This window comes from Microbispora sp. GKU 823 (assembly GCF_002027145.1).
Lineage (GTDB): Bacteria > Actinomycetota > Actinomycetes > Streptosporangiales > Streptosporangiaceae > Microbispora > Microbispora siamensis.
Window position 1 is genome coordinate 18,949 of sequence record NZ_MWJN01000049.1, and the last position, 16,340, is coordinate 35,288.

14 protein-coding genes are annotated in these 16,340 nt (G+C 70.7%); 4 read left to right on the top strand and 10 right to left on the bottom strand.

Annotation, left to right across the window (positions count from 1 at the left end; translation table 11 throughout):
- The first annotated feature begins 1 nt into the window (after position 1).
- The 4 genes from B1L11_RS24565 to B1L11_RS24580 all read left to right on the top strand — a co-directional run bounded on the left by B1L11_RS24565 (position 2) and on the right by B1L11_RS24580 (position 4,020).
- Positions 2-439 carry a response regulator gene (locus tag B1L11_RS24565; protein ID WP_079316668.1) on the top strand — a complete coding sequence of 146 codons (438 nt, stop codon included), beginning with the start codon at positions 2-4 and terminating at the stop codon, positions 437-439.
- Between the two features lie 147 nt (positions 440-586).
- On the top strand, positions 587-1,372 hold the full coding sequence (locus B1L11_RS24570; protein WP_079316669.1) for a hypothetical protein: 786 nt from the start codon (positions 587-589) through the stop codon (positions 1,370-1,372).
- Positions 1,373-1,381: 9 nt separating this feature from the next.
- Complete coding sequence (locus tag B1L11_RS24575) at positions 1,382-3,268, top strand: fumarate reductase/succinate dehydrogenase flavoprotein subunit (RefSeq protein WP_079316670.1); 1,887 nt, start codon at positions 1,382-1,384, stop codon at positions 3,266-3,268.
- The gene (locus B1L11_RS24580) at positions 3,268-4,020 is read left to right on the top strand and encodes a succinate dehydrogenase/fumarate reductase iron-sulfur subunit (protein ID WP_079316671.1); all 753 of its coding nucleotides are present in this window, start codon (positions 3,268-3,270) and stop codon (positions 4,018-4,020) included. The genes B1L11_RS24575 and B1L11_RS24580 overlap by 1 nt, the downstream gene beginning before the upstream one ends.
- A 68-nt stretch (positions 4,021-4,088) precedes the next feature.
- Here B1L11_RS24580 and B1L11_RS24585 read toward each other — a convergent pair whose 3' ends face one another.
- The 10 genes from B1L11_RS24585 to B1L11_RS24630 all read right to left on the bottom strand — a co-directional run bounded on the left by B1L11_RS24585 (position 4,089) and on the right by B1L11_RS24630 (position 16,285).
- On the bottom strand, positions 4,089-5,102 hold the full coding sequence (locus tag B1L11_RS24585) for a hypothetical protein (RefSeq protein ID WP_143737510.1): 1,014 nt from the start codon (positions 5,100-5,102) through the stop codon (positions 4,089-4,091).
- Positions 5,103-5,208: 106 nt separating this feature from the next.
- The gene (locus B1L11_RS24590) at positions 5,209-5,613 is read right to left on the bottom strand and encodes a (deoxy)nucleoside triphosphate pyrophosphohydrolase (RefSeq protein ID WP_079316673.1); all 405 of its coding nucleotides are present in this window, start codon (positions 5,611-5,613) and stop codon (positions 5,209-5,211) included.
- Positions 5,610-6,743, bottom strand: coding sequence for a bifunctional lytic transglycosylase/C40 family peptidase (locus tag B1L11_RS24595; RefSeq protein ID WP_079316674.1), 1,134 nt, complete (start codon positions 6,741-6,743; stop codon positions 5,610-5,612). The genes B1L11_RS24590 and B1L11_RS24595 overlap by 4 nt, the downstream gene beginning before the upstream one ends.
- Entirely contained in the window at positions 6,740-7,384 is a 645-nt protein-coding gene (locus tag B1L11_RS24600) for a hypothetical protein (protein WP_079316675.1), read from the bottom strand. Before B1L11_RS24600 ends, B1L11_RS24595 begins: the two co-directional genes overlap by 4 nt.
- A 153-nt stretch (positions 7,385-7,537) precedes the next feature.
- Complete coding sequence (locus B1L11_RS24605) at positions 7,538-9,928, bottom strand: type IV secretion system protein (RefSeq protein ID WP_079316676.1); 2,391 nt, start codon at positions 9,926-9,928, stop codon at positions 7,538-7,540.
- Complete coding sequence (locus B1L11_RS24610) at positions 9,925-12,402, bottom strand: ATP-binding protein (RefSeq protein WP_079316677.1); 2,478 nt, start codon at positions 12,400-12,402, stop codon at positions 9,925-9,927. The genes B1L11_RS24605 and B1L11_RS24610 overlap by 4 nt, the downstream gene beginning before the upstream one ends.
- A 30-nt stretch (positions 12,403-12,432) precedes the next feature.
- On the bottom strand, positions 12,433-14,154 hold the full coding sequence (locus B1L11_RS47090; RefSeq protein ID WP_079316678.1) for a hypothetical protein: 1,722 nt from the start codon (positions 14,152-14,154) through the stop codon (positions 12,433-12,435).
- 319 nt (positions 14,155-14,473) lie between these two features.
- Positions 14,474-15,106 (bottom strand): conjugal transfer protein, encoded by a 633-nt coding sequence (locus tag B1L11_RS24620; RefSeq protein WP_079316679.1) that lies wholly within the window; start codon positions 15,104-15,106, stop codon positions 14,474-14,476.
- Between the two features lie 22 nt (positions 15,107-15,128).
- Complete coding sequence (locus tag B1L11_RS24625; protein WP_079316680.1) at positions 15,129-15,416, bottom strand: hypothetical protein; 288 nt, start codon at positions 15,414-15,416, stop codon at positions 15,129-15,131.
- 50 nt (positions 15,417-15,466) lie between these two features.
- Positions 15,467-16,285: a conjugal transfer protein gene (locus tag B1L11_RS24630; RefSeq protein ID WP_179155306.1), complete on the bottom strand. Its 819-nt coding sequence runs from the start codon at positions 16,283-16,285 to the stop codon at positions 15,467-15,469.
- Positions 16,286-16,340: the final 55 nt, after the last annotated feature.

Consider the following 16,340-nt stretch of genomic DNA (forward strand, 5'->3'; position numbering starts at 1 on the left):
GATGAACGAGTTCCGCCCCATCGAGGTCCTCCTGGTCGAGGACGATCCGGGCGACGTCCTGCTCTGCCAGGAGGCGTTCTCCTACAACAAGGTCGGCAACAACCTCCACGTGGTCAACGACGGCGAGCAGGCGCTGGCCTTCCTGCGGGCCGAGGGGCCGTACTCCTCGGCGGTCCGGCCCGACCTGGTGCTGCTCGACCTCAACCTGCCCCGTGTGAACGGTTTCGAGGTGCTGGAGGAGGTCAAGAAGGACCCCTCGCTGCGGACCATCCCCGTTGTGATCCTCACCACATCGGAGGCCGAGCAGGATATCCTGCGGGGATACAACCTGCACGCCAACGCGTACATCACCAAACCCGTGGATTTCGACCAGTTCACCCGGGTAGTACGGCAGATCGATGAATTCTTCGTGACCGTGGTCAAACTGCCGGGGAAGTGACCGAGATCACAGCGGGGAGGAGTGACGCTCCTCACACTTCGTGATGTGCTCGTCGTAATGTGTGCCCCACCAATAACGCGCACGGCCTGAGCAGTACGGCGCGGTCGCTCCGGCGTGCGCGGAGTCAGTGAGGGTGGAAGGTCTCCGATGACCCAGACAACGGCCGAGAGCGCGGCAAGGAAACAACGCGCACAGATCAGGGTGCGCACTCTACGAACCGACCGATGGTGGCTGGCTCCGGCGTTCACGTTCGCCGGACTCCTGTTGTTCTTGATTTACGGACTTTGGGCGATCTTCGACAAGAGCTACTTCGTCGACCCGTACATCGCGCCCTTCTCGTCGCCGTGTCTGGCGACGTCCTGTCCCGAGGGGGCCCGGTTGTTCGGGCTCGCCCCGTTCGGCGACTGGTACACGTTGCCGCCCGGGATACTGATCCTCGGCCTGCCGGGTGGTTTCCGGCTCACCTGCTACTACTACCGCAAGGCTTACTACCGGTCGTTCTGGCTGTCGCCGCCGGCGTGCGCCGTGGCCGAGCCGCACGGGAAGTACACCGGTGAGACGCGTCTGCCGCTGATCCTGCAGAACATCCACCGCTACTTCTTCTACTTCGCCATCGTCATCGGCCTGATCCTGACGTACGACGCGGTGCTCGCGCTGGTGCACAAGCCCGCCGGGCTGGGCAGCTGGATTCTGCTCGCGAACGCGGTCCTGATTCTCTGCTACACCTTCGGCTGCCACTCGTGCCGTCACATCACCGCCGGGCGCCTGAACCACTTCTCCAGGCACCCGCTGCGCTACAAGGCGTGGACCCTGGTCTCGAAGCTCAACGCCAGGCACCAGCAGTTCGCCTGGGCCTCGCTGTTCTCGGTCATGATCGCCGACCTGTACGTCCGGCTCGTCGCCATGGGCGTCATCAACTTCCCGTTCGCATAAGGATTTCAAGTGGAGCGTCACGAATACGACGTCGTCGTCATCGGAGCCGGTGGAGCGGGGCTCCGTGCGGCGATCGAGGCGCGGCAGCAGGGCAAGCGGACGGCGATCGTCTGCAAGTCGTTGTTCGGCAAGGCCCACACGGTCATGGCCGAGGGCGGTGCCGCCGCCGCGATGGGCAACGTCAACCCGAGCGACAACTGGATGGTGCACTTCCGCGACACCATGCGCGGAGGCAAGTTCCTCAACAACTGGCGCATGGCGGAGTTGCACGCCAAGGAGGCCCCGGACCGTGTCTGGGAGCTGGAGGCCTGGGGCGCGCTGTTCGACCGCACCAAGGACGGCAAGATCAGCCAGCGCAACTTCGGCGGCCACGAATACCCGCGCCTCGCGCACGTCGGCGACCGTACCGGCCTGGAGCTGATCCGCACCCTCCAGCAGCGCGTCGTCGCCCTGCAGCAGGAGGACGAGAAGCTGCACGGCGACCCCGAGGCGTACATCAAGGTCTTCGCCGAGTGCACGATCACCCGGCTGCTGAAGGACGGGGACGCCATCTCCGGGGCCTTCGGCTACTGGCGCGAGACGGGCGACTTCATCGTCTTCGACGCCCCCGCCGTGGTCCTGGCCACCGGCGGCATCGGCAAGTCGTACGTCGTCACGTCGAACTCCTGGGAGTACACCGGTGACGGTCACGCGCTGGCCCTGCTCGCCGGCGCGAAGCTCATCAACATGGAGTTCATCCAGTTCCACCCGACGGGCATGGTCTGGCCTCCGTCGGTGCGCGGCATCCTGGTGACCGAGTCGGTGCGCGGCGACGGCGGCGTCCTGCGCAACTCCGAGGGCCGCCGCTTCATGTTCGACTACATCCCGGACGTGTTCAAGGACAAGTACGCCACGACCGAGGAGGAGGCGGACCGCTGGTACAACGACCAGGCCAACAACCGACGTCCGCCGGAGCTGCTGCCCCGTGACGAGGTGGCCAGGGCGATCAACGCCGAGGTGAAGGCCGGGCGCGGCTCACCGCAGGGCGGCGTGTTCCTCGACGTGTCCAGCCGCCTGCCCGCCGCCGAGATCATCAAGCGGCTGCCGTCGATGCACCACCAGTTCAAGGAGCTGGCGGACGTCGACATCACCAAGGAGCCCATGCAGGTCGGCCCGACCTGCCACTACATCATGGGCGGCGTCGAGGTGGACGCCGACACCGGCGCGGCGTCGGTCCCCGGCCTGTTCGCGGCCGGCGAGGTCTCCGGCGGCATGCACGGCTCCAACCGCCTCGGCGGCAACTCGCTGTCCGACCTGCTGGTGTTCGGCCGGCGGGCCGGCGCCGGAGCCGCGGCGTACGTGGACGGGCTGCCCAAGCGGCCGACCGTGACCGGCGTCGAGGAGGCCAAGGCCGAGGCCCTGGCCCCGCTGGAGCGGACCGGCGGGGAGAACCCGTACGAGGTCCACCACGAGCTGCAGCGCACGATGAACGACCTGGTCGGCATCATCCGCAAGTCCGAGGAGATCAGCGAGGCCCTCGAAGTCATCGAGAAGCTCAAGGAGCGGGCCAGGAACACCGCCTCCTCGGGCAGCCGGATCTACAACCCCGGCTGGCACCTCGCGCTCGACCTGCGCAACATGCTGCTGGTCAGCGAGTGCGTGGCGAAGGCCGCGCTGATGCGGGAGGAGAGCCGCGGCGGCCACACCCGCGACGACTTCCCCGGGATGTCGGCCGAGTGGCGGCGCAAGCTGCTGGTCTGCTCCGCCGAGCCGGACGGTACGTCCATCACGGTCGAGGAGAGGGTCCAGCAGTCCATGCGGGGCGACCTCATCAGCCTGTTCGAGCGCTCCGAGCTGGAGAAGTACCTCACCGAGGAAGAGCTGGCGGAATACGACGCCGCGGTCAAGGAGTCGTGATGGGATACAAGGCGAAGTTCCGCGTCTGGCGCGGTGAGGGCGGCGAGGGCCGCCTGGAGGACTTCACCGTCGAGGTGAACGAGGGCGAGGTCGTCCTCGACGTCATCCACCGGCTCCAGGCCACGCAGGCCCCCGACCTCGCGGTCCGCTGGAACTGCAAGGCCGGCAAGTGCGGCTCGTGCTCGATGGAGATCAACGGCAAGCCCCGGCTGGGCTGCATGACCCGGATGTCCACCTTCGAGGAGAGCGAGACCATCACGGTCACGCCGCTGCGGACGTTCCCGGTCATCAAGGACCTGGTGACGGACGTGTCGTTCAACTACCAGAAGGCCCGCGAGATCCCGTCCTTCACGCCGCCCGCCGACGTGAAGCCGGGCGAGTACCGCATGCAGCAGGTCGACGTCGAGCGCTCGCAGGAGTTCCGCAAGTGCATCGAGTGCTTCATGTGCCAGAACGTCTGCCACGTGATCCGCGACCATGAGGAGAACAAGCCGAACTTCGCCGGCCCGCGCTACCTCATGCGGATCGCCGAGCTCGACATGCACCCGTACGACGTGGCGGAGCGCAAGGAGTCGGCGCAGGAGGAGCACGGCCTGGGCTACTGCAACATCACCAAGTGTTGCACCGAGGTCTGCCCGGAGCACATCAAGATCACCGACAACGCGCTGATCCCGATGAAGGAGCGCGTGGTCGACCGGAAGTACGACCCGCTGGTCTGGCTGGGCTCGAAGATCTTCAAGCGCCAGCGCTGAGCCCATGGAAAGGCGCCGATCGGTCCGTCCGATCGGCGCCTTTCTGTTCGTCTCCGTGTCTCTGTTCGTCAGCGCCGGGTGGTCGGGTCCTCGCCCGGGGGCTGCTGCGGGAGATGGCCGGGCCGGGTGGCCTCGGTCCAGACCCCGGCCTGGGCCTCGCCGACCGCCTGGCTCCAGGGGTCGGCCACTCCCTGCTGCGTCTGCATCTGGGCGGGGTCGGCCACCGGGTATCCGTACGGCTGGGGCTGGGCGTAGCCGTACGGCACCGGATAGCCGTAGGGCTGCTGCGGATAGCCCATGGTGTAGGGCTGCATGGGCACGAAGCCGACCATCGGGGCGTAGCCGGGGGTGGCCGCCGGGTATGCCGCCGCCTCGGGAGCCGGCGTCCGCGCCGCGGCCGGGCCGCCCCGCCGTATGGCGGCGGCGTGCGCCATCCTCCGCAGCCGTCCCTCGAAGACCAGCCAGGCGATCAGCGCGATGCCCACGAGCACCGCCGCGGGGATCGCGAGCCGGTGGGCCAGCGTCGGCTTGTCGTACTCGGGGGACGCGTTGCGGATCTCGATCGGCACCGTCTGGGGATCGGGCTGCTCGAACGACACGCCCGCGCTGGGGGTCTGCTGCGCCACGTCGGGCGACGGCTCGGTCGACGCGGTGGGCAGGACCACCTGCCCGTTGTCCTCCGGGGTCGGGCTGGGACTCGTCGTGGGGAGCTCGGGCGTGGGGATCGTCTGCGTGTTCTGCGGCGGCGGGTTCTGCTCCGTCGTGGACGCGGGCGGAGCGGTCGTCGTCGTGGCCGGCTTGGGCGCCTTGGTCTTGGTCTGCTTCGGCGTCGGCGTGATGGTGACGGTCTTGGTCACCACGGGCTCGGCGCTGGGGCTCGCGTCCCCCGAGGAGGAGGCCGGCGGCGTCTGCGTGACGGTGACCGTGACGACCGCGCACTGGGGGTCCGTAACGGGGTCGCACGGCTCCACCGGGTCGGCGCTGGCGCCGATCACCGGGCCCACGGCCAAAATCGCCAGCGTGGCGATGGCCACCGACGCGACAGCCGAGGACGCGGCTCTCATGTACGCGCGTCCGATCACCGCTCGCCTCCCGTCGGCCCGGCTTCGAGGTCAGAACCGATTGTAGTTTGGTAAAAGCAGGAGCAAAGCCCGATCTTGCGAACGATTCGGCGACTATCCGCCCGATTTATGTGCCGGAGGAGCCGGGCAGCAGCTTCTCGATCGCGGCGACGACCGGCAGGTCCGCCGGAAGCCACGGGACGTCGTACAACTCGTGCGGCTCCAGCCAGCGCAGCGCGAGGTGCTCCAGCGGGCGGGGCACCCCCGCTACGACGGTGGCGAGCCACACGCGCATCATGTAGCCGCTCTGCAGGGGCCAGTCCCCGCCGACGCGGTCTCCGAGGACGACCCGGACGCCGAGCTCCTCGGCGCACTCGCGCACCAGCGCCGCGCGCTCGTCCTCCCCCGGGTCGACCTTCCCGCCGGGGAACTCCCAGCCGCCGCGCAGCGCCGGAGGTCCGGACCGCTGGGCGGCCAGGAGGCGGCCGCCCTCGACGATCGCGGCCCCGACGACGAGCTGCGTGTCCGTCATGTCTGTGCCCGCTTCAGTTGCTCGATGACGGCCTCGTTCTCCAGTGGCCGCGTGAAACCCACGATGTTCGGCCGGTCGCGGTACGTCGTGACCTTGATGGGCCCGCACAGGGTGCACCGCGCCTCGATCATCTTTCCGGGCGACACGATCATCCCGACATGCCCCGGACTGTCCTTGGACGTGCCGGGGCCGGCGTTGAAGAAGACGAGGTCACCGGGTTGCTCCTTGCCTTCCTCGATCTTCACTCCGAAGGGCCACTGGCCGAAGGTCGTGCGGGGAATGGTCAGACCCGCGTTGCGGTAGGCCATGTAGATGATCCCCGAGCAGTCGAAGGCGTCCGGGCCCGTGCCGCCCCACCGGTACGGCTTGCCCCGCTGTGCCAGAGCGTACTCGAGGATCTTGCGTACGACGTCGTCGGGGGCACTGTCGACGTAGCCGGAGTCGCAGGCCGGGTCGGCCTCGGGCGGCACGACGATGTCCCCGGTCGCCGCGTAGCGCTTGGCGATCTCCAGCACCTGGTCGACATACCAGGTGGCCCGGTTGTAGACGAAGATCGCCCTTCTGAGGTCGTCGGGGGCGCCGTTGCGCTTGAGCATCTTGGCCGCGCCGAGGATGGCGTCCGCCGGGTTGTAGACGTCGCCGTAGCCGTCCCCGTCGCCGTCGGAGGCGTAGCCGTTGATGCCCGGCTCGATCTTCATCCTGGCCTGGCCGCCCCAGGTGCTGATGAGGAACTGCATCGGCCCGGCGGCCCCCGCGTAGTTGGTGCCGCTGCGCACCCCCGGCAGCGTCGAGCGGCCGTGGTTCGTCTCCCGCTTGCCGATGGCGGCCAGGACGTTCCACTGCACGCCGATCTGCTTGCCGAACTTCTTGTAGAGCTCCAGGTAGTCGGCCGGGATGTCGCCCTGGGCGGTCTGGGACACGTCGGCGGCGCCGGCGGCGGACTCCCCCGTCGCCGCCTCGGCGCAGTTCTCGGCCGCGCCGCCGCCGAAGAGGATCGACGGGCTGGGGGTCATCAGGATGATCGAGCCGAACAGCGTGGCCGGCACGATCAGGACGAGGGCCACGGCGATCACCCGCCAGTCCCGCCCCGCCGACGCGAGCCCGCGTACGACGCGCGTCGAGACGGTCATGGCGAGGTGTCCCCGTCCTGACCGGCGTCGGCCAGTTGCAGGTCGTACACCCGCCAGTCGGTCCCCGCCTTGACCACGGTCACGGCGAACTGCTCGGGCACGTCCTTCTGGCCGTTCTTGTCCGTCACGTGGCGGACCGAGCCCACGACGAACACCACCTGGTCGGCCGTCATGTCGCGAATCGTCGTCACCTTGGCCGACCCCTTGGAGGTCACCTGGTCGGCCTCGTTCTGCTGCACCACCGCGGGGTCGGTGACGGTCCTGGTGAGCTGGCCGGCGAACTCGTCGGTCGCGAACCGCTTCAGCCGGTCGGCCCGCGCCGCCGGCTCCTCACCCGGAGAGAAGGTGCCGTACGCCTCGGTGAAGCGGCGTGCAAGGTCGGCCGCCGCGCCGATCTCCTCCCTCGACAACGGCAGGTACGCGTACACGTCGAAGGCGCCGGGAGTCGTGGCCACCGGGCTGGGCTCCCGGACCGCTGCCGTCGCCCGCGGGGTGGCCACGACGGACTGCTCCCTCGTCTGCTCGTCGCCCCCGGAGGAGGAACCCGGGCTCATCGTGAGGTAGACGCCGACGGCGGCGAGCACCACGACGGCCGCCGCGAAGGCGAGGCCCTTCCCCCGATCACTGTTCCGGCTTCTCATCAGTCGCCGGAGTCGCGGTCGGCGGGCTTGGCCCAGAACGGGGTCGGCGCGTCGCCGTCACGGCGCGTGCCCTCTCCCCTGCTCGGCAGCCAGAGCGGGGGCGGCTCGGCCGAACGGGAACGGCTGGACGACGAGCCGCCGGACGAACCGGAGTCACGCGGCGGGGCGGGCCGGGAACGGCCGCCGTCGCCCCGACGGGACGAACCGCCGAACAGGCCGCCGGACGAACCACCGGACGACCTGTTGGAGGACCTGCCGGAGGAGCCGCCGAACAGGCCACCCGAGCCGCCCGAGCCGCCCGACCTGCTCGACCCGCCCGACGAGCCGCGCGAACCGCCGAAGAACCCGCCCGAGCTCCCGCCGGACGGCCGGGTGGACGACGGCCGGGAGGCCCAGCCACCACCGGACCTGCCGCCGAACCAGCCGCCGCCGGATCCTCCGCTGGAACCACTGCCGGAACCGCCGCTCGATCCGCCGCTCGGGCGGCCGCGGGACGGTGCGGGCTGTGCAGGCTGTGCAGGCTGTGTGGCAGACGGCGCGGGCGCGGCGGAGGCGCCGGTGACCCGCTGCGGCGGAGCCGCCGGGCTCCCCGCCGACGACGCCCCCGGCCTTCGCAATGGACTGTGCGGTGGACGCCATGGACGCCCGTACGGACCCGGCGGGCCGCACGCCCGACAGGTTGAGCGGCGGGGCCGTTCCCGGGCGTGAGGCGGTGACCCCGGCCTTACGGCGACCGGCCCCCTGCGCGTCGGCGTCGAGCGGCGCGGGTTGGGCCCCCCGCACGCGCTCCGGCCTGGGCGGGGACGTTGCCCGCGCCCTCCTCGCCGCGCACGCGGCCCTGCGCCACACCCGCCGCGGCGGCCGCCGCCGTGCCCGCGCCGGACGCCATCGCGGCCGCGCTGATGACGGCTCGGCCTTGCGCAGGCCCCACCGGCCCGCCCGGGCCGCCGCCACCGGCGGCAGCACGTTGGCCGCCCGCGAGAGAGTCGGCGCGGTGGCGGCCTCGCCGAGCATCCGGGTGGTGATCGTGTGCCCGTCCATCGAGGCGAACAGGTGCTGGAACGGCCGTCTGTAGAAGAAGACCGCGATCGTCAGCAGCGCCATGAACAGGATCTGCATACCCCAGGGCAGGCTGGTCGAGATGATCAGCGCGTAGCCGTACACGAGGACGCCGAGCACCAGAGCCAGCACGGCCTGGCGCAGCAGGGTGCCGACCAGCATCTCCACCCAGCGCATGGCGATGATGCGGCCGGACCCCGGATGCACGCCGATCAACAGGAAGATCGGCCCGAGCATCAGCAGCAGCAGGAAGCCGACCTTCAGGACGAGCAGCGACACCGCGACGAGGAAGATGAGCAGACCGGCGACCATCGCCGCGATGAACGCGCCGATCGCGATGCCCAGGCGGCTGGTCCAGTCCTTGCCCTGGAACAGGAAGTACGCCGGGGTGCTCTGCATCGGCTTGGCGACCTCCTCCTCGAACCGCTGCTGGTGCGAGTCGGAGGCCGGCGTCTGATCGGCGGCCTGCTCCGCGGCGTCGATCGCCTGGAGGTTGAGCAGCTTGGCGCCCAGGCCCTTCACGAGACCGGAGTCGGGGTCGGCCGTGCCGAACTCGCCCATCAGCCACGGCTTGCAGACCAGGACCGACCACAGGGCATCGGCGTTCTGCTCCACGCCGGGCGTGCCCTGGCGGCCGTAGCCGCCGGCCGTGGGCGCGCTCGGCACCTCGCCCGGCGCGGTCTCCTTCATCGGCAGGCAGGACGCGCCGCCCGCCCCCGGCAGCCCGGAGAACGCCGAGTTCACGATCTCGCCGGTCTTGTCGGTCACGGTCTTGCCGAGGCTCGTGAAGTCGCCAGGGCGGCTGAAGAACCAGATCGCGACCGTGACCGCGAGGACCATCCAGATGACGCCCTCGGTGGTCGTCGTCGCGCGCTTGCGGATCAGGCCGTACCACGCCAGCCAGATCGCGCCGAGGATGACGATCGGCCGCAGGTAGGGCCAGTACATCGCGTTGGCGAGGTTGGTGACGATCTCGTCGGCGACGTCCTTGATGGGCTGCAGCGGGCCCTCGGTGGCCGCCGCCTGGTAGGTGCTGATCGTCAGCCGGTCGACGGCCTTGGCCCACGAGAAGACCGTGTTGGCCCACGCGTTGCCCAGCACGGCCGTGACGTCGGAACATCCGAGGTCGTAGGTGTGCCAGAACTGGCCGGCCATGCCGTACCGCTCGTAGTTGGTCTGCGGCTCCTTCGGCGCCTGGGTGGTGTTCTGCCCGGTGTTCTGCCCAGCGGCCTGACCGGTCGCCGCCTCTTCGGTCGACGGCGGCTGGACCAGCCCGTCGACACCGCCGCCCACGATCTCGGGGGCGAGGGCGGGCGACAGGTCACAGGGCCCGACCGCGCTCGCCGTACCGGTGGGGAAGACCAGCGGCAACGTCACGAACGCCGCGAACGCGACGAACAGCAGTGCCAGGCTCCGGCGAATCCTCCTGCCGCGTCTGGCACCCTCCCTGGTGCGACCCTTCGGACCGTTCCTGCGCACGCTCACGATCGCACCTCCTGCGCGACCCCCGACCGACCGGAGCCCCCGTCAAGAAGATCATGCACGTTCTCGTTGGGTTTGTCGTGTGTCGGATTGGTGTCAAGCCAGCGCAGCAGCTCCTCCGAGATAAGGTCCACCCCGATACGGCCGGCCCGGCCGTCCAGATCCCGGAAGACGCACTCCCCGTTGCCCAGGGAGCGCAGCACCGCCTTGTGCTCCTCCGACGGGTCCACGCCGAGGAGCTCCATCACGTGCTCGACCTCCACGCGTTCCGTCGAACGGAACGCGAAGACCGACGACAGACAGTTGGTCACCTGTTCGTTGAGCAGGTCACCGGCGTTCTGCGAGACCAGGACGAGCGCCGTGTTGCGTGAGCGGCCCATCCGGGAGACCTCCGGCACGAGCTTGGCGCCCTCGGGGGTGGACGTGATCGCCCACGCCTCGTCGAGGAAGATCGCCTTCGGCGTACGCCGGTCGAGCCCGTTCATGAGGCGGCGCGCGAACTGCGACACGAGGTAGAGCAACGCGACCGACAGCCGCTGCTCGTAGGAGTAGTCGTCCCTGACCGTCATCACGTCGGGCAGCGTGAGGCCGCCGAGCGTGAAGACTGTCGTCCAGCCCTCGGTGTCGATCTGCTCGCCGCCCGAGGCGTCGAAGCACAGCCGGGCCAGGTGCATCTCCGACATCGACCGCAGCACGGCGCCGAGGTTCTTGGACGCCGGGTCGGTGGACTGCTCCAGGTGGTCCACCACCTTGCCCAGTGAGGGATCGGGCTCGTTGGAGACCGCGGCGACCGCCTGGATCATGGCGGACTCGCGCTCCTCCGACATCCTCGGCAGCAGCAGCCGCAGGGTCTCGGTCGCCATCGTCTTCTTCGTCGCGATGTCGTCGCCGAACGAGAACGGGTCGAGCAGCCCCGGCGCGGCCGACCCCAGCGGGATGACCCGCGCCTTGCGGCCCCGGTTGCGCAGCAGCCGTACGAGCGACTCGGCGTCGCCCTTGGGGTCGATGACCGCGATCGTGACGCCCCGCAGCGCCATCTGGTAGATCAGCAGCAGCGCGAGCGTCGTCTTGCCGCCGCCCGGCTCGCCGGTGATCGCGATGGCCGTCGGGCGGTTGCGCGCCGCCGCGACGAGCGGGTCGAAGTGCACGATGCTGCGCGCCCGTCCCAGGGTCTCCCCGACGTACGGCCCGATCCAGCCGGCGTTCGACTCGTCCACCCGGTCGCCGAGTTCGACGGTCGCGGTGGCCATGCCGCCCGCGATCGTGCGCAGCGGCTGCCGCTGGGCGTACGCGTTGACACGCAGCCGCTCCCCCGGAAGGGCCTCGCAGAACAGCGAGAACTGGTCACCGGTGGAGTTGACGACGTCGATGCCGATGTCACGGTAGTGCTCCACGACGGCCTCGACCCGCTGGATGCACATCTCCTCGGTCGGCGCGCTGACGCTCAGCCGGTGCCAGCCGTACACGAACGGCAGGCGTTCCTTGGTGATGCCGTGCTCCAGCATGCGGGCGGCGTCGATCTGCTCGGCCAGCGCGAGCGGCGCCTCGGCGCCCGCCTCACGGATGTGGATGTCCATGTCGCGGGCGTGGGCCAGCTTGCGCGCCACGTCCTTGCTCGCCCTGACCGGGGGGATCAGCCGCATCCGGCTGGAGACCTCCACCGGGAACGGCAACTGGTCGGCGAAGTGCAGCCACGGCTCGCCGTCGGGGAACGGCATGAGGTCGGGGAACCGGGCGAACGACAGGTGCGCGGTGTAGGAGTCCCCGGCCGGCTGCACGATCCGCAGCAGCGACCTGCCGTTGTGGATCTGCCCCTCGACCAGCGCCTCGATCTCGCCCTTGCCCCACCTGCGGCGCGGCGTGGCCGAGGCCAGCGGCTCGCCGAGGCCGCCCGCCGCCGCGTGCTGGAACAGCCAGGCGATCTCCGTGGAGGTGGCGTGGCGAGCGTACAGCGCGCTGGAGGCCAGGGCCCGGCCGAGCCGCTCGGCGGCCTCGGTCCACCGGGCGATCTCCTTGTCCGGCACGTGGTCGTCCTCGATGCCGAGCGCCTTCTCGCTGCGCTGGTAGAAGCCGAAGAGCTGGGCCAGCACGCCGGTGCCGAGCTGCGCGCCGCGCGGCCCGAGCCGCACGCCGAGGTAGACCTCCTTGCTCCAGAAGTCCTTGGCCCAGACGTGGCGGTACATCTCCTCCAGGTACTCCCGCCAGCCCGGGCCCTCGTCGGAGGTCGAGTTGAGCGCCATCGCCCAATCCGCCGCCGGGTAGGCCCGGTGCGCGATCCGCAGGTGCACCTCGGCGTCGGGCATCCTGATCGCGGCCAGCGCGATCGTGATGTTGGTGGCCAGCGCCTCGCGCTCCTCGGGGGTGAGGAACTCGTAGCTCACCGTCGGCAGCCGGAAGTAGGCCCAGGCCGCCGAGTCGGTGAGGAGAACGCGATCGTCGAAGTAACGCACCGCGAGGCGACTGCGCGCCCTGCTCATCGACCTCTCACCAGCTTCCTCGCTCGCCCCTCATCTGGCCACCTCCTGCTTGGCCTGGACAGCCGCCAGGCCGCTCACGATCACACCCGCAAGCGCAACGTACGCCCTGCGGCCGCCCATTCGGAGGTGATTGACGTCGACCGGTCCCGGCCGCCCGGGGGCCAGCTCGTCCTCCCACGGCACCCGGACGATCGCCCTGCAGCGGCCGCTGGCCACCGCCTCGGCCTGCTCCACGTCGGGGAGGCTGCGGCGGCTCACGCCGTTGATCACCATCACGGCGCGACGCCGCAGGTCGGAGCAGCCGTGCCCGTCGAGCCACTCGTAGGTCATCGCCACCGCCTCGGAGGCGTCCTCGCTCGCGGGGGCGACCAGCACGAGCTGGTCGGCGTACGGCAGGAGCCGGGCCGCCAGCGCGGCCGCGGGGTCGATCACGGTAAGCCGGTAGTGCCGGTCGAGCGCGGCGAGCGTCCTGCGCCAGTCGGCCAGGAACGCGCGTTCCGCCAGGCGCTGCGTCACCCGGTCGTCGGTGTCCGCCCCGACGACCTCCAGTCCCGATTCGCAGCGCGTCGTGTACGCCCGCATGCCGAGGTAGCCGGTCACCTCTTCCGAGCCCTCGATGAGCGAGCTCAGCGTCTCGGGGGACTCGGCGGCGATCCTCGTCGTGAGCGTGTCCTCTCCGGTGTTCGCGTCGAGCGCGAGCACGCGGTCGTCTCGGTAACGGGCCAGTGTGTGGCCCAGCATTAACGCCGTGGTCGTCTGCCCGGCGCCGCCCGTGCAGCCGAGCACCATGATCCGCCTGCTCGTGGTCAGCGGGATGCGGGTGCGGGCCTCGTCCACCTCCATGCCGTCCGTACGGCTGCCGCCCACGACGACCTGTGCCAGCCGCCGCCAGCCGCCCGAGGTGTCACGCCCGACGACGGCCTCGACGCGGCGCAGCCGCGGCGGCTCCTCGTGCGCCGGCCTGCCGGGGGTGGTCGTCCCCGGGGTGGGCAGCGACGGCCGGGCGGGACCTGCCGGGCCGACCGCGCGGGGCCCCGCGGGCACGGCCCGGATCGACACTGCCGCCGGACCCGCCGGAGGCGGCGTCACGTCCCCCTTGCCCGTGGCACTCTCGTACGGCCTGGACCCCGGCGCATGCGCCCCCTCCCGCGCGGGGTGAGCGGCAGAGTGCGCGCCGGAACCGGCGTCGTCCGGAACCTCCTGCGGCGTATGGGACGGCCTGATCCAGGTGGGCGTGTCCTGCGTGACCTCCGCGACCTCCGCGACCTCCGCGGCCTCGGCGGCCTTCACGGGAGCCGCTGCCGGAGGAGCCGCCGCGGACGCCACCTCCTCCGTCGCGGCCCGCCCGGCCGCAACGTCCTCGTCCGGCACGCGGGGGCGCACGAGCCGCGGCGGACGGCCCTTGCGATGCTGCTCAAGCGCCTCGGCGTCCCGATGCGCCGGGTTCTCCCGGCCCGTGTCATCGCCGGGCGAGGTGCCCACGCCCACGGGGGGCGCGGACTCCGCCTCGGGCCCCTGCGGCGCCGCTGCGGCATCGGCGGTGTGGGCAGTGTCGTCGGAGTCGGCGGTGTCGGCGGTGTCGGTGTCGGTGTCGGCGGGAGGGACCGGGCCAGGGACGCTCAGGTCGTCGGTGCCCTCCCCATCAGCCTCGGCGTCGTGCGCGCGCTCGTCGCGAGGCCGCTCCTCGTGCACCGGCTCGTGCAACGGCTCCTGCACCGGCTCTCCCGTGGCCGGCTCGGTGAAGGAGGCCACACCGGACTGCCGTACGGGGCGGGGTTCGGCCGAGGCGGCGAGCCTGCGCAGGCGGCGCAGCGTCTCGGTGCCGATGGGCGGGACGGCCGGCGCCTCCGAAGCCTCGGCGGGAGCGGCAGGGGGCGCCTGCCGGCCAGAGCCCTGCTCATGCCCCTCATCGCTCCGGTGACTCTCGTGGCTCTCGTGGCTCTCGTGGACGTCATGTCCCTCGCCGTGTCCCTCATGCGGGTCGCGTTCGCGTTCGCGATCCGGGCCGGCGACGTGGCCGGTCTGCGGCTGCGCCGGAAGCGCGGGCGGTTCCGCGAGGTAGAAGACGCGGTCACCGGTGGCACCGGCCCGGGCGGCGGCACCGCTGCGGGAGGGGGGCGGCCGGGGGGTGCGTCGGTGACCGGTACGGCGGCGGCGGCCGCGGCCGCCACGGCCGGGCGTACGACACGCGAGGGGTCCACCTGGTGCGCGCCCACTCGCGCGGCGGCGCCCGAGGCCGCCCGTGCGCCGTCCTGGGAACCTTCGGGACGGGCACCTTGACCGAGACCCCGCGGCGCGCCTTGCGGGCCGCCTTCGCGTGCGCCGCCGCGACCGGCGGCGTGGTCCGCCAGACACGCGCCGTGAAGGCGACCTCGTCCGGCTCGTCGAACGGGGCCATGCGGCACCACGTGCGGGGCTCGCTCATGTAGCGGAGCTGCGACTGGAGCAACTCGGTGAGGCGCTTGCTCTCGATGACGGGACGGGTGGAGAGCCAGGTGAGCACGCCCGGGGGAACGAGGTAGATGACGTGCCAGGGGGCCGCGAACGGCAGTCCGATCAGGTAGAGGAAGACCCACCACGGCACGGACACACCCACGAACACACCGATCCAGACGACCGGAAGCGGCATTGGCAGCCGTAGGTCGTACAGCTTGTACAGCCGCTTCTCAATGCGCCAGATATTGGTATATGTGGGCAGATCCACCCCGAACCTCCTCTCCGCCCGATCACTTGATGCCGAGCGCGCCCGCGATCGCCTTCGCCGTCACCTCGATGATGTTGGGAACGTAGAAGATCACTCCGATCGCGATCGCCAGGATGATGAACTGGACGAACCTGGTGATCTCGCGGGTGAAGAGGAAGAAGATCGCCACGACGGAGACGACCGCGAGGAAGAGCGGAGCGAAGAACTTCCGGAGGAATTCGGCGAGACCTTCGGTGTTGATGCCCGTCGTCGGCGCCGGGGACGGCGCTGCCAGATCAAGGACGTGGTCCGCGATGGTCTTCAGTATCAACTCTCGCCCTCCCGGGGGTATGGATCAGCGATGTCTTTGCTGGGCATGCGCTACCCCACGGACCGGTTCGCACCCTGGATGTCCCTGACGAACCACTTGCCGCCCTGCTTTTCGATCGTCAACTGATAGGCCTGCTCGAGACCGGCCGGCTGCGCCGCCGGATCCTGCGACGGGCTCGCCACCGCCGTCGACTGTCCGGACGCCACCGCCCACACGACCACCGCCGTGACCTTCCTGCTGTCGGCGCCGCCCGGCGGGACCACCACGTCCTTCAACTCGGCGAGGGTGAACTCGCCGTTGAACCCGTTGACGGTCACCCCGCTCGTGACGTACCGCTGGAGGTCGACCTGGTTGCCCGCGGCGTACGCCTTGAAGAAGCCTTCGAGCTGGGGACGCAGTTCGGCCTCGGTGGCGGAGTCGCGGTCGGGGTCGGGAAGCTGCGGCAGTCCCGCCGGGCCCGGCGCGGGCAGCAGAGCCGGCTGGGCCGAGACCACGAACCTGCCGTTGTCGTAGTAGACCGGCACGGACAGCAGACCCCGGCTGCCCCCGGACTGGTACGTCACGGTCACGCGGGCGTTGTGGTCGTCGACCACGTCGATCCCGGCGAACTGGAAGGCCCCCGCCGACATGCGTCCGTAGCCGTTCCAGCCGAACTGCTCGTCGGCGCCTTCCGGCAGGAACGACTTCAGCCGTTCCGCGCGCTGCTGGGGGTTGGCCGCGTCGTAGTTGAGGTAGACCGCCGCGAACTGGTTGGCGAAGGCCGCGGCCTCGGTCGCCGGGAACCCGGACGTGGCCGTGCCGGTGGGGGTCACACCGGCCGGGTCGTCCTGCGTCAGCCGTTCGAACGGGGCGCGGACGCCGTTGACCACGATGACGACGATCAGTGCCCAGAGGATGACCCGGCCGGTCCAGACGAGCCAGCGG

Coding starts and splice junctions, on each gene's coding strand:
- B1L11_RS24610 (WP_079316677.1), bottom strand. CDS start 12,402: ATGAGCAGGGCGCGCAGTCGCCTCGCGGTGCGTTACTTCGACGATCGC.
- B1L11_RS24595 (WP_079316674.1), bottom strand. CDS start 6,743: ATGACCGTCTCGACGCGCGTCGTACGCGGGCTCGCGTCGGCGGGGCGG.
- B1L11_RS24570 (WP_079316669.1), top strand. CDS start 587: ATGACCCAGACAACGGCCGAGAGCGCGGCAAGGAAACAACGCGCACAG.
- B1L11_RS24580 (WP_079316671.1), top strand. CDS start 3,268: ATGGGATACAAGGCGAAGTTCCGCGTCTGGCGCGGTGAGGGCGGCGAG.
- B1L11_RS24565 (WP_079316668.1), top strand. CDS start 2: ATGAACGAGTTCCGCCCCATCGAGGTCCTCCTGGTCGAGGACGATCCG.
- B1L11_RS24590 (WP_079316673.1), bottom strand. CDS start 5,613: ATGACGGACACGCAGCTCGTCGTCGGGGCCGCGATCGTCGAGGGCGGC.
- B1L11_RS24600 (WP_079316675.1), bottom strand. CDS start 7,384: ATGAGAAGCCGGAACAGTGATCGGGGGAAGGGCCTCGCCTTCGCGGCG.